The sequence below is a fragment of the Allocoleopsis franciscana PCC 7113 genome (assembly GCF_000317515.1).
GTDB classification, from domain to species: Bacteria; Cyanobacteriota; Cyanobacteriia; order Cyanobacteriales; family Coleofasciculaceae; genus Allocoleopsis; species Allocoleopsis franciscana.
This window is the reverse complement of record NC_019738.1, coordinates 5,859,699-5,881,297: the sequence shown is the minus strand read 5'-3', so window position 1 is coordinate 5,881,297 and position 21,599 is coordinate 5,859,699. Positions and strand designations below refer to the sequence as shown.

The window sequence follows — 21,599 nt, the reverse complement described above, 5'->3', positions numbered from 1 at the left end:
AAACTATAATCGCTCAGTAGTTGACTGATGTGTTTATGCTTTCCCCATCTCGTCACCGCCTAAATCAAGTGGTCACCACATCTATTATTGCTGTAGTGTGTGTTGTAGTCGTTGGGATGCTACAGGTGCCTCAACTGAATGACCTCAAGAGTAGAACCCAAAACACAACACCTGAAGCCCTCCAGCAAGAAGTCAACTTAGAAAAGTTGCGCCTCAATCTCCTTGAGCGAACTCCGGCATTTGGCTTTGATAATCTGCTGGCAGATTGGGTCTTCCTGAATTTCCTACAATACTTCGGGGATGATAATGCTCGCTTACAGACAGGTTATGCTCTCTCTCCAGAGTACTTCAAAATCATTATTGCTCGCGACTCCCGGTTTTTAGGTGCTTACATCCCTCTTTCTACCAGTATTTCTTTGTACGCCGCCAAGCCAGAGTTGTCAGTCGCGTTGATGGAGAAGGGGTTAAAGTCCATGTCTCCTAAGTCTCCCCCCAAGTCCTATTACGTTTGGCGTCTTAAGGGAATTGATGAGTTGTTGTTTTTAGGCAATCCTCAGGCAGCAAGACAATCCTTTGAGAAAGCAGCCGAGTGGGCAAGCCTTTATCCCGATCCAGAAAGTCAGAAAATCGCCGCCTTTTCACGCCAAACGGCTCAGTTCCTAGCCCGTAACCCCTTAAGTAAGTCGGCTCAAGTGGGAGCTTGGGCAATGATATTCAGTAATGTAACGGATGAGCGTACTCGCCAAATTGTTATATCTCGCATTGAAGCATTAGGGGGTCAAGTGATTGTAACACCCCAAGGAGAAGTAAAGATTCGACCACCACAGGACGATTGAGCTTCAATACCTCTAATAAGGCTACAGGCCATTTTCTTCGGAAGCCGTAGCCTCTTCACCGAGGCAGTAAATTCTTGGTGTCAATCGGCCAATCCCACAGCTTCGCCAATATACCTAAACCAAAACCCGTTAGGGAAACAACAAGGAGAATCCCAAAGGCTTCCCATTTGCTGTAACTTTCCGTCTGAAGATCTAACCGAGCCAACGCACTAGCGGAGATCAGAACCAGAATTCGGAAAAAAACCTCGATCCAATGCATGATGACAACAGCTACAAAAGCTCCAACAATCACAGATACAAACGCTCTGCTATCAGATTGCAGGAAATTGCCATAAAATCCTTTAAGCAGCTCCCAAGGAGCTGTCATGGCAGAAGTAATTAGCAAAGTATACGTTGCTCCCATCAGCCAAATTAACTCAGAGCTATCCGAGGCTGTGAGCAACCAACCAAAGATGCTATAGGTACACAGCAGAAGCAGCAGTGAAGTCCAAGGCAATTTCTTCACGAGCGACAGGGATCAAAGTGAGCTATGACGAGTGTAATCGTTTCCGAAAAGCAGAGTCGAAAACCGTGAATATGCTTGTTTGGGAGCTTTTGAGAGTGATCAGATTCACAAAGGTCGGCTGATCCAGATCGCCCTATACACATTACAGGCTTTTGCATACTAAAGAACGACTGAACTCGACGCGAGTCATCAATAGGGAACACACAATGAGCCGACAGATTCTCCTGTAGAAGCTGTCGGTGTTTTGTATGGAGTCATGGCTCAAGGGTTAGTTCGCCACAGGTGTTTTCTGTTCGACATAGCTGTTGCTCAAGGTTAGAAGTAGGGCAGGCTAGCCGGTTGAAGATTAGAACGTTAAAGGTTAGAAGGTTAGAACGTATCAACTGACCGTAACAACAAGGGAAGTAACACTTTCCAACCTGCCAACCTTTCAACCTGCCAACTTTCAACCGGGCTTTGAACGGGTTACTATTGACTAACAACAAGGCTGGCCTTGCCCAAAAATTAGGACATGGCTTGAATGATGAAATCAAAGTAAGGAGCCGCTGCTAAGGCATCTTCCTGGCTCAGCAAGCTCACAGAAGCATTTTTTAAGCAACGGATTGATTCAGCCATCCCAGCGACGGGGACGCCGAGGGAGTTGTACATTTCCCGCACCCCAATCAGACCGATTTTTTCAATCGGTTCTTTGTCACCAGACAACACCCCATAGGTAATCAGTCGTAAATACCAGCCATAGTCGCGTAAGCATAGCGCCCGTTGCTTCTCTCCATAGGCATTTCCGCCGGGAGAGATGAAGTCGGGACGTTTCTGCCAAAGCTGCTTACTGGCCTCTTGCACGATCTTTTTTTCATTTTCAGCTAGCGTGGAAGCAATCCGCGTCCGCTGTTCGCCCGTTTTCAAAAACTCATTGATACTCTTGAGTTCGCCGGAGCTCGGATATCGGAGTTCGTCGTCTGCTCTGAGAATAACTTGGCTAACTACGCTCATCTTATCGGGTTAACTTAGGTAACATTTGTAGTTTAACGACTCAAGGCGACACAAATAAAGGGAGGAGAAGACTGTGTCTACAACCCCGCTAACTGGTAATACCAATCAAAAAAGTCGCGATCCCACCCCAGACTTTTGGCAACAAGGTCAGCTCGTGGAGGTGACGATTACAGACCTAAATGATACGGGCGAAGGCGTTGGACGCCTTGAAGGTCGGGTCATTTTTGTGCCCGATACCGTAACGGGCGATCGCGTTTTAGTTCGCCTCGTGCGCGTCAAATCCAACTATGCCAATGGTAAGCTTCACCAACTGTTGGAGCCGTCTCCCCACCGCATCCGACCGAACTGCATCGTGGCGGATAAGTGCGGCGGCTGTCAGTGGCAACATATTGATTACCACTACCAGCAAGAAACGAAACAAAACTTAGTCATCCAAGCTCTAGAACACATTGGTGGATTCACCTCACCCCATGTCGCCCCAATCTTAACCACTGAAACGTCTCTTGCCTATCGCAATAAGGCAACCTATCCCTTGAAACGGTCAGCAACGGGTCAAGTTCAGGCCGGTTATTACCACCAAGGCAGCCACCAGTTGATTAATCTCAATCAATGCCCTGTACAAGATGCGCGATTGAACCCCCTGTTAGCAGAAATTAAGCAAGACATCGAGCAGTTGGGGTGGTCGGTTTATAACGAAGAGCGCCATCAGGGACGGTTGCGTCACCTGTCACTGCGGATTGGACGGCGGACAGGGGAAATGTTGTTGACATTGGTAACAACGGACTGGAGATTACAGAACCTTGATGCCCAAGCCCAACAGTGGCTGACTCGCTATCCCAAACTGATGGGCATCTGCGTGAATCGAAACCCAAACCGCACGAATGTAATTTTTGGGCATGAAACTCGTTGTATTGCAGGTCAACCTTATTTACAGGAAGAATTTGCGGGTCTTCAGCTACAACTGAAACCGGAAACGTTTTTCCAAGTCAATACCGAAGTGGCTGAGGCGCTGCTAGCTGCGATTGTGGAACAGCTAGCCCTCAAAGGGGATGAAATCCTAGTCGATGCCTACTGTGGCATCGGTACGTTCACCCTACCCCTAGCACAGCGCGTTCGGCAGGCGATGGGTTTAGAAGTACACCCAGCCTCCGTGGAGCAAGCACAACTCAATGCCCAACTCAACGGGATCAGTAATGTGACGTTTAAGACTGGAGCAGTAGAAACCCTGCTGCCTCAACTCGAAATCAACCCAGATGTCGTATTACTCGATCCACCGCGTAAGGGATGTGATCGGGTTGTCATCGAAGCTCTGCTGGTAACGGCTCCAAAACAAATTGTGTACGTTAGCTGTAAGCCTGCTACCTTGGCACGGGATCTGAAACTCCTGTGTCATACTGGCGGCTACCAACTAACCCATGTCCAGCCGGCTGACTTCTTTCCCCAAACGCCTCATGTTGAGTGTGCTGCCTTTTTAGTGCGCTGAGCCAGGAAGAGATCGGGAAGAAGAGTTGAAAGTTAGCACAGGGGAAAAAGACCCCGACCAAAGTTGGGAACGTTCAACCTTCAACCCAGTCTCTAGACTGATTTGAGGCATAGCGCTGGTGTTTAAGAAAGTGTTTCGATACAATGGAAAGTAAAGGTTCCTCGCTAATAAACGAGAGAACATCTACTCCTCTAGAGGCAAGAAGTTAGCGCACTTCATTACTATCCGTTGGAAAGCAAACAGTCGCTGTAGCCAATCCACGGAAAAGGTTGTAGAGCAGCTCCAAACAATCACCCAATCTCCACGCTAGTTTGTGTAGATTCTCAAGGTTTTTGGAGGTGATGCTCAATAGCCCAGACAACTTAGTGATGCCTGAGCTGGAGCGTCTGGTTTAGGAAAGCTGAGACTAAAATTGGCACGGCAACTAGGCACGGCAGCTAGCTGTGTAAAGTATCGAGTCCACCAAATAAAAGCTAGAGGTTTTTTGAGTGATTGCTATATCAACACGTCCGATTGGACGTAACTGGGGAACGATTAGCTTCGCTTCTACCCTCTACCTTGCCCCAATTCTCGATTTGCTTCTTGAACAGATCCCCCGTCAATGGCAGCCGGAAATCAGGCTTGGACTACAAGAGGCTTTAGTGAATGCGGCAAAGCACGGCAATAATTTAGACCCAAGCAAGGCAGTAGTGGTTCAATTTTCAGTTGTTCATGACGAATATTGGTGGGTAATATCAGACGAAGGCTCTGGTTTTTCCCAGGACAGTTGTAATCATGATGAAGAGGGCTGCATCCTGCCGTGTGATGAGTCAGAAAATGGTAGAGGGTTGTGTCTTCTCCACCAAATTTTTGATCGAGTTCATTGGAATCGCCAAGGGACAGAACTAAGACTCTGTAAGCAGGTAAACAGCCGCTCTCGGTTACCCTTAATTCCCTGATCTGCCATGATCCCCATGAGAGGGGCAGGGAGGCGCAGAGATTGAGCGATCCAGCCATCCTGACGCCTGTTGGAATCGAATCAGAGCTTCTTCGGGCTGCTCCTTCAGCAGGAATACTAAGGCGGCAGTAGCTTGTTCACAAGCTCTCGCTTTACGATTAGACTTTAATCGGTGCCAATCATTGGGCGTGATGGTCAGACGCTCTGCAAGCGCCTGCGCGAGTTCCAAGGTACTAAGTTCACTGAGAGTATTCGTTTTGGTCAGTGGGGTGGGTTCAGGCATGACTTCAGGCTCATTCTCAATTACTCTTACTTTACTGCAAATTTAAAGATGCCTGAAGAGCCATTACAGCGATCGCCTTCTGGTTCAGACTCCAACCAGCCGGATAGTGATGCAGATGAGTTTGAGCAAGCCTTATCAGAAGTAGAGCGAGATCTACAAGCCTTGAAAGAACGTTACGAGCAGGTGCAGCGTGATCGCAAACGGCAAGCCGAACTCCAGCAACGTCGAGAGCAAATAAGAAAAGAACTGCGGCACAGTAGCACTCGGCAACTGAGGCAAGCGGAATTAAAGCAAATAAAACAGCAACTGGAAACGATAGAACTAAATTTAGAAAGCCGATTATTTTCTTGGGGCAGCCTTAAGGAACCCTTTTGGCAAGCCGTCCGCTTTGGAGGACTAGGTGTGGTTGTTGGCTGGATACTGAAGTCTTGTGCTGGCTAACTTTTAGGTTTTAATCAGGTCAAGAGCTTGCAAGGCTTTCCAGCTACGAGTTGAGCACAGATCAGGAGTTAACTCAGCCACGGGTAGCCACTGGACTCCCTTCGTTCCTACTTCGCGATCGCCAGTTGGGTAAACAACAGAGTCACTCTCAACCGCACATTGGTAGATGATGCTCAAAGAATGTAAAAGCTGTCCTCGCCAATTGGGAAAAAAACCTTCCACAAGGGTTAAGAGTTTTCCGACTCTAATCTCACTTAAACCCGTCTCTTCCCGGATTTCTCGCTTTAAAGCTTGAATGATAGGTTCACCGGGTTGGAGTCCGCCGCCGGGTAAATCCCAGCAGTCGGGTTCTGGCCCTGTCATTTTGTGAATCATGAGTACAGTGTCAGATTGGATAAATAAACCCATAACACTGATTCGTAATCTAATATCTGGCTCCACAGCATTTATCCTTCCTTTTGCTCAAAATTGTTTCAGCGCTCTCAGTTTTCCTTCGATCCCCGCCGAAGATAGTGATTAAACTGAGGTTAATGCTGATTGGTTTTCTTAGTATTTTGTATTGTTTATTAGATTGACCTATTGGGGATTGTCTGAAACATGGTGACTCAACGGATTGTAGAACTATTACGAAATGGTCAGCCTGACGAATCGGTAACCATCAAAGGCTGGGTACGCACGAAACGGGAATTGAAGGGATTTGCTTTTATCGAGGTCAACGATGGCTCATCGATGGCTAATTTGCAAGTTGTACTCAATTCTGACTTGCCAGAGTATGAAGCTGTACTCAAGCAAGTGAACACTGGCGCTTCTGTAGAAGTGACGGGTGTGTTGGTAGAGTCTCCGGCGAAAGGACAGCGAATTGAGTTGAAGGCATCCAGTGTGAAGGTATATGGCGAGGCTGATCCCGAAAAATACCCATTGCAAAAGAAACGCCATTCCTTTGAGTTTTTGCGGGAGATTGGGCATTTGCGATCGCGTACTAATACCCTTGGCGCAGTTTTCCGCGTCCGCAATGCTTGTGCCAATGCGATCCATCAGTTTTTTCAAGAACGAGAGTTTTTGTGGGTACACACCCCGATTATCACAGCAAGTGACTGTGAAGGGGCAGGTGAGTTGTTTACTGTTACCAACCTGAACTTAAAAGACGTTCCTAAGACTGACAATCAAGAGATTGATTTTAGCCAGGACTTTTTTGGACGCCGCGCTTACCTCACCGTCAGTGGGCAATTGGAAGCTGAGGTGATGGCAATGGCATTTTCCAATGTTTACACCTTTGGCCCCACGTTCCGGGCGGAAAACTCTAACACGTCCCGACATCTGGCAGAGTTTTGGATGGTGGAACCTGAAATGGCTTTCTGCGATTTGCAAGGAGACATGGACTTGGCGGAGGAGTTCCTCCGGTACATCTTTAAGTCGGTGCTGGAGAAGTGTCCAGAGGACATGGAGTTTTTCAATCAGCGGATTGATAATACGGTTCTCGCTACGGCGGAGAATATTATTAATAACCAGTTTGAGCGGATTACTTATACGGATGCGATCGCACTTTTGGAAAAAGCGGATCGCAAGTTTGAGTTTCCCGTTGAGTGGGGTGCAGATTTGCAATCTGAACATGAGCGGTACTTGGCAGAAGAATTGTTTAAGAAACCCGTGATCGTCAGCAATTACCCCGTGGGGATCAAAGCATTCTATATGCGTTTGGACGATGACGAGAAAACCGTCTCTGCAATGGATGTTCTTGCTCCTAAGATTGGTGAGATTATTGGGGGTTCTCAGCGGGAAGAACGGCTCGATGTTTTGGAGAGGCGGATTAAAAGTCAGGGGATGAATCCAGAGGATTTATGGTGGTATCTGGATTTACGTCGCTACGGTACTGTACCTCACGCTGGGTTTGGTTTGGGATTTGAGCGGGTGGTGCAGTTTATGACGGGTATGGGGAATATCCGTGATGTGATTCCGTTCCCTCGGACGCCGTTGAGTGCGGAGTTTTAAAGTCAAAAGTCACGCATTCAAAAGTCAAAATAAAAAATTGTCTTTGCCCTTCCCCAGTGGCAGGGCGAATCATTCGGATATCAAAATCTTGGTGGAACAGCAAAAATGCTCGCCCGAATGCTTCGCCCCTACAATCCTGTGGGTGATGATTCTGGCTCGTTCCACACCATATCCCAGTGTTTTGTCCAGATTTGGCACAAAAATGGGTAATGTTCATCGGGGTACTGCTCCTTGTACTTGGTGTAATCGTGTTCGATCGCAAGCCATAGCGATCGCAGTTCTTGCCAGGTTGAGCAGTTTTGAATCTGGCAGGCAACGGCATTTTGCCACTGTCGCAGTTGGCGATAACAGATGAATTGTCCGCCGCGATCCCCGCGATGGACAAAGAGGACATACGCCCAGCATTCAACGCGCACAATCAGGTGTTTGGGGATTTTTAGGAGTTGTGCGATCAGCTTTGCTGGTGCCCCTTGGGCAATCGCTCCTACTGTAATTCGGAATTTCTGAGCAGGTTGGAGGCGGCGGAATAATCGGGTCATGATGGTTTCACTCCTCGGTTGACCTCTCCCCCAGCCCCTCTCCTGCCAGGAGAGGGGGAGCCGAGATCTTCCTCCACCCTTCCCTTGCAGGGAACCGGAGCGACCGGAGCCGAATGTGAGGATGAGGAGGTTGGGAGGGTTAGGTCTTCCCTCTCTGAGTCTTCTAGCGTGATGTCGAACATGATTTGGTAGGCAACACTTGGAATCATTCGCTTGAGGACTCGCAGATGTCCTTCAGCGTCACTGCGGTTGCGGAAGCGTCCGACGATTTGAGTCCGCATGTTGGGGAAGGGGCGGATGATGCACCAGGGATATAGTTGAGCTTTGTAGTTCATGAGACTTTGCTGATAGTGGTTTTGGGCTGTTTGGCTAATGTGTTTTGAATGAGGGTGAGGAGGGTTTGGCGGTTGGGTTCGTTGCTTTGGGGATGGAGTACCCAGGCGCTAATGGGGGCGGGTTGATAGGTTAGGAGATAGCACTCGTTGGGCGTGACAGAAATAGCCCAGGCTGCTTGTTTGGGTTGTTTACGAATTGTGTAGCCGCGTTTATGAAGTGCGGCTCGGATGGCAGCAACGTCTGTCGCGACTCGTAAGGCTTCGGTCGCTTTTGATTTCCTCATGGGTATTGGATTGATTAGATGGATGGGTGAGCCAATCGCCGACAGGTTGAAACCTGCGGCTACACAAACCAAGTCCGCCTGCGCGGACTATTGAAATTCAGAATTTTCTTGAGCCTGCGAAGGCAGGCTTTGTTTGTATAGCCCCAGACTTCCAGTCTGTGGGTAACTGGCATTCACCGAGAAGGCATGACTTTCTAGGTGTTGGTGGAATGACGGTTATGTAAGACACTGAGGAATGGGCAGGCATCTGAGAAACACTGGAAGCGACAGCTCCAGACTTAGGCTTTCCAGATTACCTACTTGTTTATCCTATATATCTTATCCAAGCAGACTTGTAATTGCTTTGTCAAGTCTGCTTGGATAATATGGCTTAGAAAGAATGACGGAAGAACGACAGCAAGAGCGAGAGTCACCCTTAAGAAAGCGGAGAGAGGAACTAGGCTTAACTCAAAGAGACATAGCCCTAGCTCTGGGTAAGACCGATCAAACTATAAGCAATTGGGAGACAGGCCTATATGAGCCGAAGATGACTCCTCGCGAAGTCAAAGCGCTTTGTCGGCTACTGAAGTGGACTTTAGAAGAAATGCCCGATGACTTTGGCGCAGTGCGATCGCAATCCGAGGGCGAATAGGTTAGCAATGATTGCTGTGATTGCTGTGCTGCTCGTGGAGTATCGTGCAGGTATGGACATAAACCCAAGCGTTAGGTTATCTTAAAGAGAGGTCACGAATAATGCTTGTCAGTATTCGAGCCAAGTAGCTAGTTTTGACCAGTAGAAGCCTTACATAGCCGAAAGTTCAATATAATTTTCGTTTTGTGAGAGCCTTCTACTGGCAGACAAGGGCTGAGACTCTTGAAAAGTAAGCCTTTTAAAACTCTCAACTATCACCACGAAGCAAATCCATGAAGGATATATTTATTATGTTTTACCAAGGAAATAATGAAAGTACTAGAAGATTTAAAGAAAAATCTTTTCGTCTATATCTATACCAATGACCACATTCCCTGTCATGTCCATGTCTTTAAAGGCCGGAAAAATGACACCAATCAAAAGGAAGTCAAAATAAATATTGGCAGCGAAGAAGAACGTCCTTCTGTAGTTGTTGCCAACCCCAATATGAAAAACAAAGATATAATAGATGCCCTAAAGCTAGTAGCTGCTAATCAAGAAATGCTGTTAAGAAAATGGCAAGAAATACATGGCATTCAAGAACTGGGAGATTGAGTTAACAGAGGAAAATTTAAAGGAAGAGATTGCCAGAGCAAAGGCAGCTGGAGAAAAGGCTGATGCCACACAACCACGCGCTGAATCTGTGCATTATGACAAGTCTGATGATTTAATTGTCATCAGGTTGAGAAACGGTGCCATTTTCAGTTTTCCCCCAAGGCTGGCACAAGGTTTAAAGAATGCTTCTCCAGAGCAACTTGCCGATATTTGGATGCCTCCTTCTGGAAGTAGTGTCCACTGGGAAAGCTTAGATGTTGACTTCAGCATTCCCGAACTTGTGGCAGGTATATTTGGTACAAAATCCTGGATGGCTGAACTAGGCCGCAAGGGAGGGCAAGCAACTTCAAGTACCAAATCCGCAGCGGCACGGAAAAATGGCAAAAAAGGAGGGCGACCGAGAAAGAATAATACCCTTGCTTCTAAGAAGGTATGAATCTTCCGTTAATTGCCATTTTGGGGTTATGCACATAATTTTTTAAAAGCTCACTTTTGCCAGCATAAAAAGCGATCGCACTTCATCCAACTAACCACTAGCGGAAAGTGCGATCGCTTGTTTATCTAGCTAGCCGTGCGATCGCGCTTCATCTCATCTACTATGCAAAAGTATGAGCGCCCAACCACACACATCTAGACACACCCAAAATGGTCAAATCTCAAAGCCAACTCACCCTAGAAGAATTTCTCGCACTGCCGGACAATGATGTGGCTTATGAGTTAATCGATGGTCAGGCAGTACCCAAGATGTCTCCTAAATTTTTTCACTCTAGTGTGCAAAAAGCTCTGTTACTCCTCCTCGACCCCTGGAGTGAAGATCGAGGTCGAATTGAGCCAGAATGGGCAGTAACCTTGAAACGCCAAGGGAAAGACTGGGTGCCAGCACCAGACCTCCTCTACATCTCCTACGAACGTCTACCAACAGACTGGTTGCGGGATGAAGCTTGTCCTACCCCTTGCGAACTCGCGATCGAGATTATTTCTCCGGGACAAACCTTTGGAGAACTCACCGCCAAAGCTACCGACTACTTAGCTGCTGGTGTCCTAAGAGTTTGGATTGTTGATACGCAAGCTAGAAGTATCACCGTTTTTTATCCAGATGCGCCCCCTCAAACCTGCACGGGAACAACGTCACTGGCAGATCCGATTTTCCCCGAACTGCAACTGACGCCGGAGCAAATTTTCCGAAAAGCAGGGTTATCGATCCGATAAAAGTCCTAGCACGTAGCCTTCAGGCGGGACTGGTAGCAGTTAAATATGGAACAACAAGACATCGATAAATTAATTCATGCCATTGAATCTATAGGCATTGTCGATTCTCCAGATGTATCCATGCCAATGCCAATGCATTGTCAGGTTTTACCACCTCAACCTTGGGATAAAAAAGCATTTGAGGAGTCACTTGGAATTACTTTGCCCTTGGCACTCGTCCACCTCTGGGATAAAACCTCCGGCTTACGTTTGTTTGAGGATGTAACCTATGGGCAGTGGGGTCTGATCTTGTGGTCTTCAGATCGAGTTATTACCGAGCAAGAGCAACGGATTGCCCAAGATCATATACAGTCAGCTTCGTCTTTTACCTAGGATGCGCGATCGCACTTCATCCAACTAACCACTAGCGGAAAGTGCGATCGCATTTGACTTGGCTACAGGGTGCGCTCGGCTGATCTTTCACTAGAGCGATCGCACTTTTGCCTTACTTGAAACCCCAAGCCGCGATCGCCAGACATCCCCAACCCACCATAAACGCCACACCGCCCAACGGCGTAATGGCACCCAGCCACTTAATCCCACTCAAACTCAAGGCGTATAGACTACCCGAAAACAGAGCAACGCCGACAATAAAAGCCGAACCCGATGCTGTCAAGAAATTTTGCGAGGTTTCAGCACGGGTTAACAACAATGCCACCATCAGCAGCGCTAAGGCGTGATACATCTGATAACGAGCACCTGTCTCAAAAATTTCCAAGGCACGCTCAGTTAGCTTTTCTTTTAGGGCATGGCCGGCAAACGCTCCAGCAGCCACGGCTAAGCCAGCAAGAATGGCAGCAATTACTATAAAAATTCGAGTCATAAATCAAGTTTTAGCATCTAAAGAATAAAGTCATAAAAAATTCCCCCTGCTTCACTTACACCAAAATCAGCATCAAACTCTTTCGCTTTCTCATCTAAATATTGCTTTGCCGTAGCCGCAGGCAAGTTTGCCTCCATTGCAAACCGCATGACAGTGATTTGCCCATTCCCTTGTTGGAGCAATCGGTAAAACGTAGAGTGAAGGCGATCGCATCCTTCATTTTGATTTTGGCGCTTGAGGCTCAAGGCTAACCACCCTCCCCAGACAGCCGCTGGAAAACCAATCACAAAACCGCCTATGGCATCCATCCGATCCTCTGGGGTTGCATCTTGTCTCGTTAGTACCACCACTGGAACCATCAAAAAGACAAATCCAATGGTGAGAAGTAAACCCGCAGAGATTTTTTTGAATGGCTTCATGGTTCCAATTCGGGCTGGATTAGTTCTATTTAGTTTAAACCTCTTTTTCTTTTGCGCTTCTTTTTTTTGGGTAAAGCAGTATCAACCCTATTAGTTGTATGATTTGAAGCCTCTAAATATTGAGGTTGAGAATTAGTAGATCCCATGTTAAAAAAATAAAAAATTTCGCCCTGATCGTTTACCTCAAAATTAGCATTGAACTCTCTAGCTTGTTCTTCCAGAAATTGCCTTGCTTCGGTTCCAGTTAACTTTGCCTCCATTGCAAACTGGAGAAGCGTAATTTGCCCTTTGCTTTGTTTTAGAAACTCATAGAAGATGGGAGCATCCCAATTGTGCAAAAATAAAGGGACAGCCATTATTCGCGAGTAATAATCGCGAATACTTCGGGAGATTCAATCCTGCGGTTTTTCTTCCTCCTGCTCGGCTCCAGAAGTAATATCCAGCAAGCAATCATCTAGGGAACGGATGAGCTTCTGTATCTCATCGATAACAGAACGCCTAAAAACAGACATGACAGCATCTATATGGTCAGTAGTACCAGCTTTCCCCAGATGCTTGTATTTACTCAACTCTTCGGAGGTCGCGCATGGGAAGTATGGAGTCGGCACTTGTAATTTGTAGTACCAATATTTCTTATTATTTTGCCGAACTTGATAACGCGCTACCCAAGCCCCGGATGGAGCCAGCTCACCCTGTTTTAATATTTGTCTTTGTTGTTTTTCTAACGCTGCTATCGCCTTTTTAATACGCTCAAATCGAGCGAGTTTATCTCGCTCAATATCCTTGGAAGTCTTTCGAGGCATAAAGATAAATCCTAATTATTCGCGATTGTAACTCGCGAAAAAAAGCAGCGTGCTTCTTTTCATACTGTTTTTGGGTTTTTTAAGCGCTTGGAGCAAGCTGTCGATTCAGATAAGCGCACCGCAGTTGCAGCATTTGCGGTAAATTTTGGGACTTCCATTGAGCGCCGACTATTTGTAGCCGCTTGTCTATCTGTTTGACCGCAGACTCTACAGCTCCCGAAGCAATCGAACTTAATTGTTCGGCTTGAAAGTACATATAATTGACTAAGCGATGCCTATGTTTACGTAGATAACTTATAAAGTTAGTAGCCCCGACATAGTTAGTTTTCCGGAGTTTACTAATCGCTTCTTCGACCACTCCTTGCCACAAATCTGCTTCGATTTGTTCTAAAAACTTTTTCGATGCCTGAATTTTATAGAGGTTCTCTTTCAAATGATACCAGTCAAGAATTTCTTGTCGGGTCTGGTCGTCGGCTATTTGTGCAAATAGGTTCCACACCCCATCGTGTCCATCACCCAAGCAATAAATGGTTCGAGCCAGGTTTTGGCTGTTCACCCAATTAATTAGAGAAAAATTATCTTGAAAGAAGGCTCCGTAATATATTCCTTGTAGTCGTCCGGTTTTATACTCCTTCCAGTAGGCGGGTTTACCTTTTTCCTGTGAGCGTAAACGCACTTTCCCACCATCGAGACAAACTTCTGTCAGTTTTGTTTAATATTAGGTGGCGATAGCTCTACTTTCTGGGCTTGGCGATGATGAGTGCTGTGACCTACTTCTACCCCGGTCAAGACTTTCAGGTCATTCTCTGCATCTTGAAATGATTCATTTGCTGCAAGTAATAAACAGCATTTTTCCAGAAGAGGACTTAACCGTCGATACGGCTCAATTCCTAAACGTGACGCTTGTTTTTGAGTGATTTTTATCCGACCCACACAACTTCTTATCGTTCGGATGCGTCCCGATTCTGTTCCCGTCTTTTCTCCGATAAAAAAAAGGTTATTTGGGGGCTGACATGTTCTAGCACTTGGTCGCGCACCGCTGTTTCAATACCCTCTAACGTCTCAATTTTCTCTTGTGGAGTATTTTTATAGAGAATTTTAGCTATCGCCTTGATATGGTCGGCTAAAAGTTTTTTGTCTTCTGGTGTCATTGTCATAAAGAGGCTCCCTAACTAATTAAATTGTCGCAGTTAGGGCAACATCCGCCTAGTCGGCCTTTATTCGCGAGTAAAAATCGCGAATAAACTTCCCGTTCTCTTGCCTTCTTGCAAAATTGGGATGCTCCCTAGAAGATAGATTGGAGGCGATCGCGTTTTTCTTTCTTCCCTTGTTGATGCAACCACCAAGCCATCCATCCGCCTGCGCTAGTCACAGGTAAGCCAAGGAGGAGACAAGCGATCGCATCGCTGCGTTGCTCCTCCGGGCTAATTTCGTGATTAAATGGGGCATAAGCTGCGGCGATCAAACACATACTTCCTAGCGTGAGTAGGAAGCCTGCTGACAATTTCTTGATGAGCTTCATGGCTTTAGTTATTGCATGAATGCCACCAAAATTCTAACCTCATTGACGGGTAGCTTCCAGAAGACGAGAGAAGTAAAATCGAGTACTCGTCATCGCATTGCGCTGAATTGAAAAGCCGTTATCTTCCAAGATTTTGATGATGTCGGCTTCACGATGCAAGTAGGCGCGGGTGGCTTTACTCGGTCCTGGGAAGAACTCTCCAACTTTCTTGAGCAAACTGTAGCACAAGGTTTTGGGAGCAAAGCTGAGAATCAGGCGAGACTCGGCAAGCGAGGCAAGATGGGCAATCATTTGGGCGGCTTTATCTTGGGGATAGTGAATCAACACATCCAGGCAAATGACGGTGTTGTATTTGCCACTCAATCCCTCTAAATCCTGTGCGGCAAACGTCAGATTGTCCACATTACCCAAACTCTCCTTGGCTCTGTCTTTGGCTTCCTCCACCATTTTTTCCGAGATATCGCTGCCAAAGACTTTAGCACCCGATTTCGCCAAGGGAATACTCAGGCTACCAACGCCACAACCCGCATCACAGATGGACAAACCGGATAAATTGCCGTCTGCCTCAAGCCAACTGAGGACAGTATCGACGGTTTGCTGATGTCCAGTGCGGATATCGAGCTGGACTTTATTTACCTCGCCATCGCCGTAAATCCGCCGCCAACGGTCAAATCCCGTCGCATTAAAATATTCTTTGACAACGATTTTGTCATCAATGGTGTTCATAAAGTTGGATTGTCATGAGGAATTGGGCACGGTTACTTACTTTACCAGTTGTTACCCATAGAGGGTCAATCCTGCTCCGACTCTCCCCCTTGTGGGAGTGGAGGTTGAGGGTAAGAGCAAGATTGTCCTGGTTACCCTGATTCCTCACCCAGCCCATACCACTCAACCTGTTAATAACATGACGTAATTTTTTGTCTTTTTGGGTAATATTCGATTTAATAATTTCAAGCGATCGCAGAACTATTGAGTGAATCACATTCCACTCACGGCTCTAATCATTAAATCGGCAACGTCTGCCAGCCCCGATGTCAAACCAGTACTAAAGATAATCATCAAAGCCAACAACCCATAAGGGCTGTTTTCGAGCGGTTTAAAGCTAGGGAAAAACTCACTAAACACATGAAACCCATCGAGTGGTGGAATGGGGAGAAGATTAAACAGAAATAATATCAAATTGATTCGTGCTCCTAGCAACAGAAATTGAGAACTTACAAGTTCCGCTAAAGGTGAACTGGAAGATACCTTGAGTAGTATCAGGAACAAAATCCCCAGAGAGAGATTGAGTAATGGTCCTGCGGCAGATACCAGAATATTTCCCCACTTCGGAGAGCGAAACTTAGACGGGTTTACAGGCATTTGACCCCAGTAAATGCCACCAATACAGAGGAAGATGATCGAGTACCAACCCATGTGAACGACTGGATTGAGCGTTAAATGACCAGCTTTTCTAGGCGTATCATCGCCCTGGCTAATACCATTTCACTTTTAATCCGTTACACATCGACCCCCCTAGCCCCCCTTACTAAGGGGGGAACAAGAAAACTATCTGTAGCAAGCATTTAGTGAATTGGTATAACAGCCGCCCATCCGTGAGCGAGTTCGTGGAGGCAAACCGAGGCGATGACAATGACGATAATCCGGAAGAAGACTAAGGGGTTGATGACCAACTGTTCAATTAACATGGGTCGTGTTTAGGAGTAGACAGTACCTGTAGTACTTAGGGCTTGCTGAATAAGTCGGCGAAAAACAACCGATGGATTAATCAGTTATTTAATCCTGGAATAATAATGAGCTTTTGTTGTTGTTAATTCCCACAAGCATAAGCCGAATTAATAGTTATCGAGAAAAAAGGCGTGATGTTGTGTATTGCACAAAAAAAGACAAAAAAACTGCCGTAGCAGGGTGGAAAGATTCATGACTAAAAAAGTGATAGCAATAGCCGTTTGAGAAGTATGAGGCAGTTTAGCCATGACGCGATTCAAGCTAAATCTTCGCTTTGAGATGCCAAATTTTCCTTCAATAGCATTGCGAACCTTCTCGTCGTCTAAGGCTTGTTTCTTTTTGTCTGAGCTGACATTAGCTGGAGGTCTGCCTAAGGGGGGGCCACTTATTCTAATCCCTCTTTCTTTACAGAATGCTCGATTCTCGCGATTTCGATAAATTCTATCTACATGTACTGATTCGGGATAGACTCCTGTGTGCTGTTTAAATGCTTCTATTTGGGCTTTTAAGTCTCCGGCTTCATTAAAGTTATCCCAGCTTATACGGTCTAAAAAGACATATCCATCTCTGACGCTTGCTGCTAGTTTAGCTCCAAATTCTACAGGTTTTCCGGCTTTTCCTCTCACAATTGGACGGATATGGGGCTGACTTAAACTGACTATTCTGTCGTCAATTCTCTGGGCTTTATTCTCATACATCCATTGCTGTTGACGGTAAACTTCCGCCACCACCAGCAAGCTCTTATATTGAGAGATGCTCAAACCCTCAAGTGCTTCTCCTGTCTGAAGGAGCTGGTCAATGTGTGATAAATTTCTTTTTATATATTTCAGTTGTTTTTTTATAGCTTTTCTTCTCTCTTTTCTTGACGATCTCCGTTTTTTGGCGACTTTCAAGTAATCTTTCCGAGCGAGGTTTCTATAAGTTTTTGGCTTTTTCTTTAGTCTCCCTTTTAGGGGCTTATAGAGAGTATCTATTATCTTTTCCGTTTTGACTCTGGCTTGATTTAATAGACCCAAGTCATTGGGATAGCTGATATCTCCTGGCGCACAGGTAGCATCCAGAATTAATTTCCCTTGATTCGGGCTTTCTCTTGTTTCTTGCCTTTCTGAGAGTGAGCTTTTTTTTTAGATTCCTCCTCTGTTTCTTCCTGAATCTTCTTTACCATTCTTTGATTTATTTGATTTACTAAATCAACATTTATCCTTTCTCTAAATCTTACCAAAAGTGAGGCATCATAAGGGGCTTCGTTGCTGTAATGCTTTCTCCCTATAAAGTATTGTAAGTAAGGGTTTTCTTTTATTTGTTCTACTGTTTCCCGATCGCTTATTCCTAATCTTTCTTTGATTATTAATGAACCCAATGCCATCCGAAATGGCAGCGCAGGTGCCCCCATATCAATAGAAAAAATTTTGGCGTATTCCTCTTCAAATTCATCCCAGGGTATCAGATTTGCCATGATTACCCAACGGTTATCTTGTGATAACTTTCCCTCAAAGGGCAGCTCAAAGTTTTCCGGTGGGGTCGGGCTTGAGGAAGCTTTTCTGTACATTTTCCCTGCTCTTGGTACAAGGATTTTGTGGGATTCTACCAGATTTCCTGGGAGCTGAACAACTTTCAAGACCGCTCAAACTATTTATAGCTAAGGGTTTCCGGTTTTTACAGCAAACCCTACTTATCTCACTAACCTCTGCCTCTTATGCAATTCATCGGGTGATTAATCGAATGATTCAGTCTAAGTAGGCTTGCACAAACGCAGTTTCAATGATTTAGCTTTTTTCCAAGATTAAGCGTTGCCAGGTGAGTTTGGATGTTGCTTCATATAGATGCCAACGCAACAGCTTTGCGGCTTGATTCACAGCAATTCCAGGTAGATCGATCGCACGTCGAGGTGCTTCCGTCGCCAGTGCGATCGCTTCTTCTACTCCACACATCCCCCACTGCACCAAATTTTCTACCCCCACCAACAACGGCAACGTTGTCCCCGCCAAGGTACCATCGGCTAATCGTGCTGTACCATTTTTCACTTCAATTTGGCGCATATCCCAAGGGTAAACTCCATCCGATAATCCGATGGGTGCCAAGGCATCGCTCACCAAAAACAGCCCTTTTTCGTAGCAACCGGCACGTAACAGTAGCTGCATCATGGTCGGACTGACATGCTGACCATCCGCAATTAGACCACAGTAGACGCCGGGATGGACAAGGGCGGCACCTAAAAGTCCCGGTTCTCGGTGGTGCAGTCCCGGCATGGCATTAAAGGCATGAGTCACCATTGATGCTCCTAGTTTAAAGGCATCCTCGGCTTGGGTTGCGGTTGCCTGAGAGTGTCCCAAACTCACGGTAATCCCAAGCGATCGCAAATAAGGAATTACCTCTCCCGTTGTGTCTAATTCCGGTGCCAGCGTCATCACTTTCACAACATGGGCATAATCCCCCAACACCCGCTTCACCTGATCAATCGTCAACGGCAGCAAGTACTCGGCAGGATGAGCTCCCCGCTTTTGGGGATTGAGAAATGGCCCTTCTAAATGGACACCCAAAATCTGAGCAACTCCGACTCCTTCTTGCCCCCCCTTACTAAGGAGGGGGTAAGATGCGACAAACTCATCCATGACACCAAGCGATCGCTGAATATTTTCCACCGAAGTCGTGACGAGAGTCGGCAGGAAAGCATCAACGCCCTGATTCCATAGGTATTGACAAATTTTTTTTAATGTGTATTCATCATCTAGACTCAAGTCTGTGAACGCTAAGCCCAATCCCCCATTAATTTGTAAATCAACACCGCCCAGTGACACCCAATCCCCAGCCACATCAAGCCGTGACGATTCATCAGCTACCCCGATAGATAAGTTGCTCTCCATTGGCTCAATGCAGGCAATCATGCCTTGCTCATCGACCCTAATTTGCTGCAAACCCTGATAACCGGGCACACGAGCATTGATAATATCCAGATTGGGAGACATTTGTGCTTTATCCTTTCCTTTGGTTGAAGGTGATGTGCTAACTTCGCTACCGCTTTGCTATAGCAGGTTGCAGCTTATAACTTTCAACCCTCAACCTTCAACTGTTTGAACCATGACGACAGACAAACCTTTAGTTGGCATTATTATGGGCAGCGATTCCGATTTACCCACAATGCAGGGTGCGATCGCGGTTTGTGAAGAATTCAGCGTGCCCTGTGAAGTGGCGATTGTTTCTGCCCACCGCACGCCGGAACAGATGGTGAAATACGCCCAAGAAGCCCATCAACGCGGACTCAAGGTAATTATCGCCGGTGCTGGAGGAGCCGCCCATCTGCCGGGAATGGTAGCGTCTCTCACGCCTTTGCCGGTGATTGGTGTTCCTGTAGCCACTCGTCATTTACAAGGTGTTGATTCCCTCTACTCAATTGTACAAATGCCTGCGGGGATTCCAGTGGCTACAGTGGCGATCGGCAATGCTAAAAATGCAGGTTTATTAGCCGTGCAGATTTTGGCATCTCACCAACCAGAATTACTCGAAAAAGTACAGCAGTATCGCCAAAACTTAGCTCAATCTGTTCTAGATAAGCAAGCCCAGCTCGATGAACTGGGCTACCAACAATACTTAACGAAAATGCCCTAAGCCAATAGAAAACCTTGTGTTATAGAGAAGGGTTAAATCATGGCGTTAGGGATGCTTTCTTCATCTTGCCGATGGCATTGAGGTGGGGGTAATGCTATTCACATAGAAGTCAGAACCAACGGTCAACTGTAAATCACTACTTGGGTCAATAACAATCGGTTTCTGTTGTTGGTTAGCTGTAGAAGACCGACCTGTTAAAACGCCAGTCAATACACTCAGTGCAGCATCTCCTAAGCTTCGGGGTGGTTTGGGAGCTTCTGGTTGCTGAGCCGTCAGAAGTGAGGATGTTACGTTGATATTGTTGTAGGATTCACCACCAATCATCAATCTTTGAGCCACAAACTGAGCGCCTAGAAACTGAGAGCCACTATAACGCGGTACAATTTGACCCTCTATCTCACTATTCCTGGGAATTACAATTTCTCCTTGTGAGTTTTTAATATCTTCGGCAACCACTAAGGTTAAATTTCGGGTTTCGCCAGGAGCTAAAATGATCTGGTCTGACTGTGGGTATTCAACATTAAGGGGTGTACCTCTTGCCACTTTGTATTGTGCCGTTCTGGTATTTCTATTGTTGGTTATTGTTTGATTATTAGAGCGATTGTTTATGGCTTGATTGGTTCCAGAATTCACCCGAACAATATAGTTAAAGGCTTGTGTTCGGTTGGAAATGGGAGCTAGTACTCCTTCATTCGCTAAGGCTTGATAAATAAAGGCGGCAACATCAGCGCGGGTTGCCGTTTTCATGGGATCGAGATAGCTCACATCAGGATAATTGACAACAATCCCCTGTTGTGTTGCAGCGGCTACGGGTTCTCGTGCTGCACGAGGAATTTGTGAGGCATCTCTGTAGAAGTTTAAGATATTATCGGCTGAACCTCTGGGAGACAAACCTAAACCATCAGCTAGGGCAGCAAGTACTTGCCCTCTAGAAAGCGGGTCAGATAAGCGTAATTGACGGTTCGACGAGCTGTTATTGTCCAAATCCCGACTGATCCAATAGTCAGCCGCCGCCTCATCGAACTCTCGTGACAACTGTACGTTATTTTCGTCAAAGGCTTGCTGAATCATCGCCGCAAACTGAGCACGAGTCACGGGCTGGTCAGGTCTAAAGGTTTGATCTGAAAATCCATTAATTAAGTTTTCTTGCGCCAGGGCTTCAATGAAGGGTTGCGCCCAGTGACGTTGAATATCTACAAAGTTGGCGGCTGTCGCTGGTGCTGACATTACAATGGGCGCGGTAGCACCAACCGCTAATCCCAAGACCAACAGGGTAGAGCTTCCTGAGTTCCAAGCAGACAAACGAGACATAGACCACTGTCCTCTAAAAAAGAATTCTTTCACCTTACCGAAATTTTGGCTTTCGGGAGGTTCAAAGACTTTGCGTTCACTCTTTCCACAGAGAGACGAAAGGGAGACCAGAAAAGTTCCGATTTGTTAATTTTTCTTACAAAAAGCTGGAAAAAAACTACCAGCATAGAAAATGTAGTATTTTAAATTTGCCATTCATTGCTTAAAAGAGCTGCCAAAACCTACACGAAATTTCCCAAAAAATTGACCAAAAAGCTAAATATTGTATTGACGACATATAACCGTTACCATT

29 protein-coding genes and 2 pseudogenes are annotated in these 21,599 nt (G+C 46.2%); 11 read left to right on the top strand and 20 right to left on the bottom strand.

What is annotated here, in order from left to right; all coding sequences use genetic code 11:
• Positions 1–35 precede the first annotated feature (35 nt).
• Entirely contained in the window at positions 36–836 is an 801-nt protein-coding gene (locus MIC7113_RS24185) for a hypothetical protein (protein ID WP_015184826.1), read from the top strand.
• Positions 837–891: 55 nt separating this feature from the next.
• Here MIC7113_RS24185 and MIC7113_RS24180 read toward each other — a convergent pair whose 3' ends face one another.
• Together MIC7113_RS24180 and MIC7113_RS24175 are read right to left on the bottom strand one after the other, a co-directional pair.
• Positions 892–1,341 carry a hypothetical protein gene (locus tag MIC7113_RS24180; RefSeq protein WP_015184825.1) on the bottom strand — a complete coding sequence of 150 codons (450 nt, stop codon included), beginning with the start codon at positions 1,339–1,341 and terminating at the stop codon, positions 892–894.
• 504 nt (positions 1,342–1,845) lie between these two features.
• Positions 1,846–2,331 carry an allophycocyanin subunit alpha-B gene (locus MIC7113_RS24175; RefSeq protein WP_015184824.1) on the bottom strand — a complete coding sequence of 162 codons (486 nt, stop codon included), beginning with the start codon at positions 2,329–2,331 and terminating at the stop codon, positions 1,846–1,848.
• Between the two features lie 73 nt (positions 2,332–2,404).
• Between MIC7113_RS24175 and rlmD the strand changes: the two genes are divergently transcribed.
• Positions 2,405–3,814: a 23S rRNA (uracil(1939)-C(5))-methyltransferase RlmD gene (rlmD, locus tag MIC7113_RS24170; protein ID WP_015184823.1), complete on the top strand. Its 1,410-nt coding sequence runs from the start codon at positions 2,405–2,407 to the stop codon at positions 3,812–3,814.
• Between the two features lie 488 nt (positions 3,815–4,302).
• A complete protein-coding gene (locus tag MIC7113_RS24165) occupies positions 4,303–4,752 on the top strand; it encodes an ATP-binding protein (RefSeq protein ID WP_015184822.1) in 450 nt (149 codons plus the stop codon).
• On the opposite strand, the gene MIC7113_RS24160 is transcribed toward MIC7113_RS24165, so the two are convergent.
• Positions 4,741–5,034: a DUF6439 family protein gene (locus MIC7113_RS24160; RefSeq protein WP_015184821.1), complete on the bottom strand. Its 294-nt coding sequence runs from the start codon at positions 5,032–5,034 to the stop codon at positions 4,741–4,743. The genes MIC7113_RS24165 and MIC7113_RS24160 overlap by 12 nt on opposite strands.
• Before the next feature lie 48 nt (positions 5,035–5,082).
• On the opposite strand from MIC7113_RS24160, the gene MIC7113_RS24155 reads away from it, so the two are divergent.
• A complete protein-coding gene (locus MIC7113_RS24155; RefSeq protein WP_015184820.1) occupies positions 5,083–5,475 on the top strand; it encodes a hypothetical protein in 393 nt (130 codons plus the stop codon).
• A 3-nt stretch (positions 5,476–5,478) separates the two neighbouring features.
• On the opposite strand, the gene MIC7113_RS33790 is transcribed toward MIC7113_RS24155, so the two are convergent.
• Entirely contained in the window at positions 5,479–5,883 is a 405-nt protein-coding gene (locus MIC7113_RS33790; protein WP_051055784.1) for an NUDIX domain-containing protein, read from the bottom strand.
• A gap of 189 nt (positions 5,884–6,072) precedes the next feature.
• Between MIC7113_RS33790 and asnS the strand changes: the two genes are divergently transcribed.
• The gene (gene asnS, locus MIC7113_RS24145) at positions 6,073–7,464 is read left to right on the top strand and encodes an asparagine--tRNA ligase (RefSeq protein WP_015184818.1); all 1,392 of its coding nucleotides are present in this window, start codon (positions 6,073–6,075) and stop codon (positions 7,462–7,464) included.
• Positions 7,465–7,592: 128 nt separating this feature from the next.
• Here asnS and MIC7113_RS24140 read toward each other — a convergent pair whose 3' ends face one another.
• The 3 genes from MIC7113_RS24140 to MIC7113_RS24130 are packed head-to-tail and all read right to left on the bottom strand — an operon-like array spanning position 7,593 to position 8,622.
• On the bottom strand, positions 7,593–8,003 hold the full coding sequence (locus MIC7113_RS24140) for a hypothetical protein (protein WP_015184817.1): 411 nt from the start codon (positions 8,001–8,003) through the stop codon (positions 7,593–7,595).
• Positions 8,000–8,338: a hypothetical protein gene (locus tag MIC7113_RS37340; protein ID WP_015184816.1), complete on the bottom strand. Its 339-nt coding sequence runs from the start codon at positions 8,336–8,338 to the stop codon at positions 8,000–8,002. Before MIC7113_RS37340 ends, MIC7113_RS24140 begins: the two co-directional genes overlap by 4 nt.
• Positions 8,335–8,622 (bottom strand): hypothetical protein, encoded by a 288-nt coding sequence (locus tag MIC7113_RS24130; protein WP_041780201.1) that lies wholly within the window; start codon positions 8,620–8,622, stop codon positions 8,335–8,337. Before MIC7113_RS24130 ends, MIC7113_RS37340 begins: the two co-directional genes overlap by 4 nt.
• Before the next feature lie 379 nt (positions 8,623–9,001).
• Between MIC7113_RS24130 and MIC7113_RS24125 the strand changes: the two genes are divergently transcribed.
• The 5 genes from MIC7113_RS24125 (at position 9,002) to MIC7113_RS24105 (ending at position 11,428) form a co-directional block, all read left to right on the top strand.
• Positions 9,002–9,253 carry a helix-turn-helix transcriptional regulator gene (locus tag MIC7113_RS24125; protein WP_015184814.1) on the top strand — a complete coding sequence of 84 codons (252 nt, stop codon included), beginning with the start codon at positions 9,002–9,004 and terminating at the stop codon, positions 9,251–9,253.
• 309 nt (positions 9,254–9,562) lie between these two features.
• Positions 9,563–9,847: a DUF4160 domain-containing protein gene (locus MIC7113_RS24120; RefSeq protein ID WP_015184813.1), complete on the top strand. Its 285-nt coding sequence runs from the start codon at positions 9,563–9,565 to the stop codon at positions 9,845–9,847.
• Positions 9,822–10,283 (top strand): DUF2442 domain-containing protein, encoded by a 462-nt coding sequence (locus tag MIC7113_RS24115; RefSeq protein WP_015184812.1) that lies wholly within the window; start codon positions 9,822–9,824, stop codon positions 10,281–10,283. The genes MIC7113_RS24120 and MIC7113_RS24115 overlap by 26 nt, the downstream gene beginning before the upstream one ends.
• Positions 10,284–10,492: 209 nt before the next feature.
• Positions 10,493–11,056: a Uma2 family endonuclease gene (locus MIC7113_RS24110; protein ID WP_015184811.1), complete on the top strand. Its 564-nt coding sequence runs from the start codon at positions 10,493–10,495 to the stop codon at positions 11,054–11,056.
• A 45-nt stretch (positions 11,057–11,101) separates the two neighbouring features.
• On the top strand, positions 11,102–11,428 hold the full coding sequence (locus MIC7113_RS24105; protein WP_015184810.1) for an SMI1/KNR4 family protein: 327 nt from the start codon (positions 11,102–11,104) through the stop codon (positions 11,426–11,428).
• 112 nt (positions 11,429–11,540) lie between these two features.
• Here the strand turns inward: MIC7113_RS24105 and MIC7113_RS24100 are convergent, their stop codons facing one another.
• From MIC7113_RS24100 to nagA, 12 genes and pseudogenes are all read right to left on the bottom strand, one after another.
• Positions 11,541–11,918 (bottom strand): DUF423 domain-containing protein, encoded by a 378-nt coding sequence (locus MIC7113_RS24100; protein ID WP_015184809.1) that lies wholly within the window; start codon positions 11,916–11,918, stop codon positions 11,541–11,543.
• 17 nt (positions 11,919–11,935) lie between these two features.
• On the bottom strand, positions 11,936–12,337 hold the full coding sequence (locus MIC7113_RS24095; protein WP_015184808.1) for a hypothetical protein: 402 nt from the start codon (positions 12,335–12,337) through the stop codon (positions 11,936–11,938).
• A 29-nt stretch (positions 12,338–12,366) separates the two neighbouring features.
• Positions 12,367–12,693, bottom strand: coding sequence for a hypothetical protein (locus tag MIC7113_RS24090; RefSeq protein ID WP_041780199.1), 327 nt, complete (start codon positions 12,691–12,693; stop codon positions 12,367–12,369).
• Between the two features lie 36 nt (positions 12,694–12,729).
• Positions 12,730–13,140 carry a hypothetical protein gene (locus tag MIC7113_RS24085; RefSeq protein ID WP_015180238.1) on the bottom strand — a complete coding sequence of 137 codons (411 nt, stop codon included), beginning with the start codon at positions 13,138–13,140 and terminating at the stop codon, positions 12,730–12,732.
• Positions 13,141–13,219: 79 nt separating this feature from the next.
• A pseudogene (locus MIC7113_RS24080) lies at positions 13,220–14,297 on the bottom strand (ISKra4-like element ISMic1 family transposase).
• Positions 14,298–14,425: 128 nt separating this feature from the next.
• Complete coding sequence (locus MIC7113_RS24070) at positions 14,426–14,662, bottom strand: hypothetical protein (RefSeq protein WP_015184807.1); 237 nt, start codon at positions 14,660–14,662, stop codon at positions 14,426–14,428.
• A gap of 39 nt (positions 14,663–14,701) precedes the next feature.
• On the bottom strand, positions 14,702–15,388 hold the full coding sequence (gene bchM, locus MIC7113_RS24065; RefSeq protein WP_015184806.1) for a magnesium protoporphyrin IX methyltransferase: 687 nt from the start codon (positions 15,386–15,388) through the stop codon (positions 14,702–14,704).
• A complete protein-coding gene (locus MIC7113_RS24060; protein WP_041780198.1) occupies positions 15,375–15,644 on the bottom strand; it encodes a hypothetical protein in 270 nt (89 codons plus the stop codon). Before MIC7113_RS24060 ends, bchM begins: the two co-directional genes overlap by 14 nt.
• A pseudogene (locus MIC7113_RS24055) lies at positions 15,641–16,141 on the bottom strand (site-2 protease family protein); the annotation flags it as partial. The gene MIC7113_RS24060 and the pseudogene MIC7113_RS24055, both read right to left, overlap by 4 nt.
• An 86-nt stretch (positions 16,142–16,227) precedes the next feature.
• Positions 16,228–16,350 carry a hypothetical protein gene (locus MIC7113_RS38760; RefSeq protein WP_015184804.1) on the bottom strand — a complete coding sequence of 41 codons (123 nt, stop codon included), beginning with the start codon at positions 16,348–16,350 and terminating at the stop codon, positions 16,228–16,230.
• A gap of 147 nt (positions 16,351–16,497) precedes the next feature.
• A protein-coding gene (locus MIC7113_RS35555; protein WP_390463838.1) for an IS5 family transposase occupies positions 16,498–17,939 on the bottom strand; the annotation gives its coding sequence in 2 pieces (ribosomal slippage) (positions 16,498–17,505 and positions 17,508–17,939; 1,440 coding nt in all).
• A gap of 217 nt (positions 17,940–18,156) precedes the next feature.
• On the bottom strand, positions 18,157–19,356 hold the full coding sequence (gene nagA / locus MIC7113_RS24040; RefSeq protein ID WP_015184803.1) for an N-acetylglucosamine-6-phosphate deacetylase: 1,200 nt from the start codon (positions 19,354–19,356) through the stop codon (positions 18,157–18,159).
• A gap of 112 nt (positions 19,357–19,468) precedes the next feature.
• Between nagA and purE the strand changes: the two genes are divergently transcribed.
• A complete protein-coding gene (gene purE, locus MIC7113_RS24035; protein WP_015184802.1) occupies positions 19,469–19,996 on the top strand; it encodes a 5-(carboxyamino)imidazole ribonucleotide mutase in 528 nt (175 codons plus the stop codon).
• A gap of 60 nt (positions 19,997–20,056) precedes the next feature.
• Here the strand turns inward: purE and MIC7113_RS24030 are convergent, their stop codons facing one another.
• Positions 20,057–21,307 (bottom strand): S-layer homology domain-containing protein, encoded by a 1,251-nt coding sequence (locus tag MIC7113_RS24030; protein WP_015184801.1) that lies wholly within the window; start codon positions 21,305–21,307, stop codon positions 20,057–20,059.
• Between the last annotated feature and the right edge of the window lie 292 nt (positions 21,308–21,599).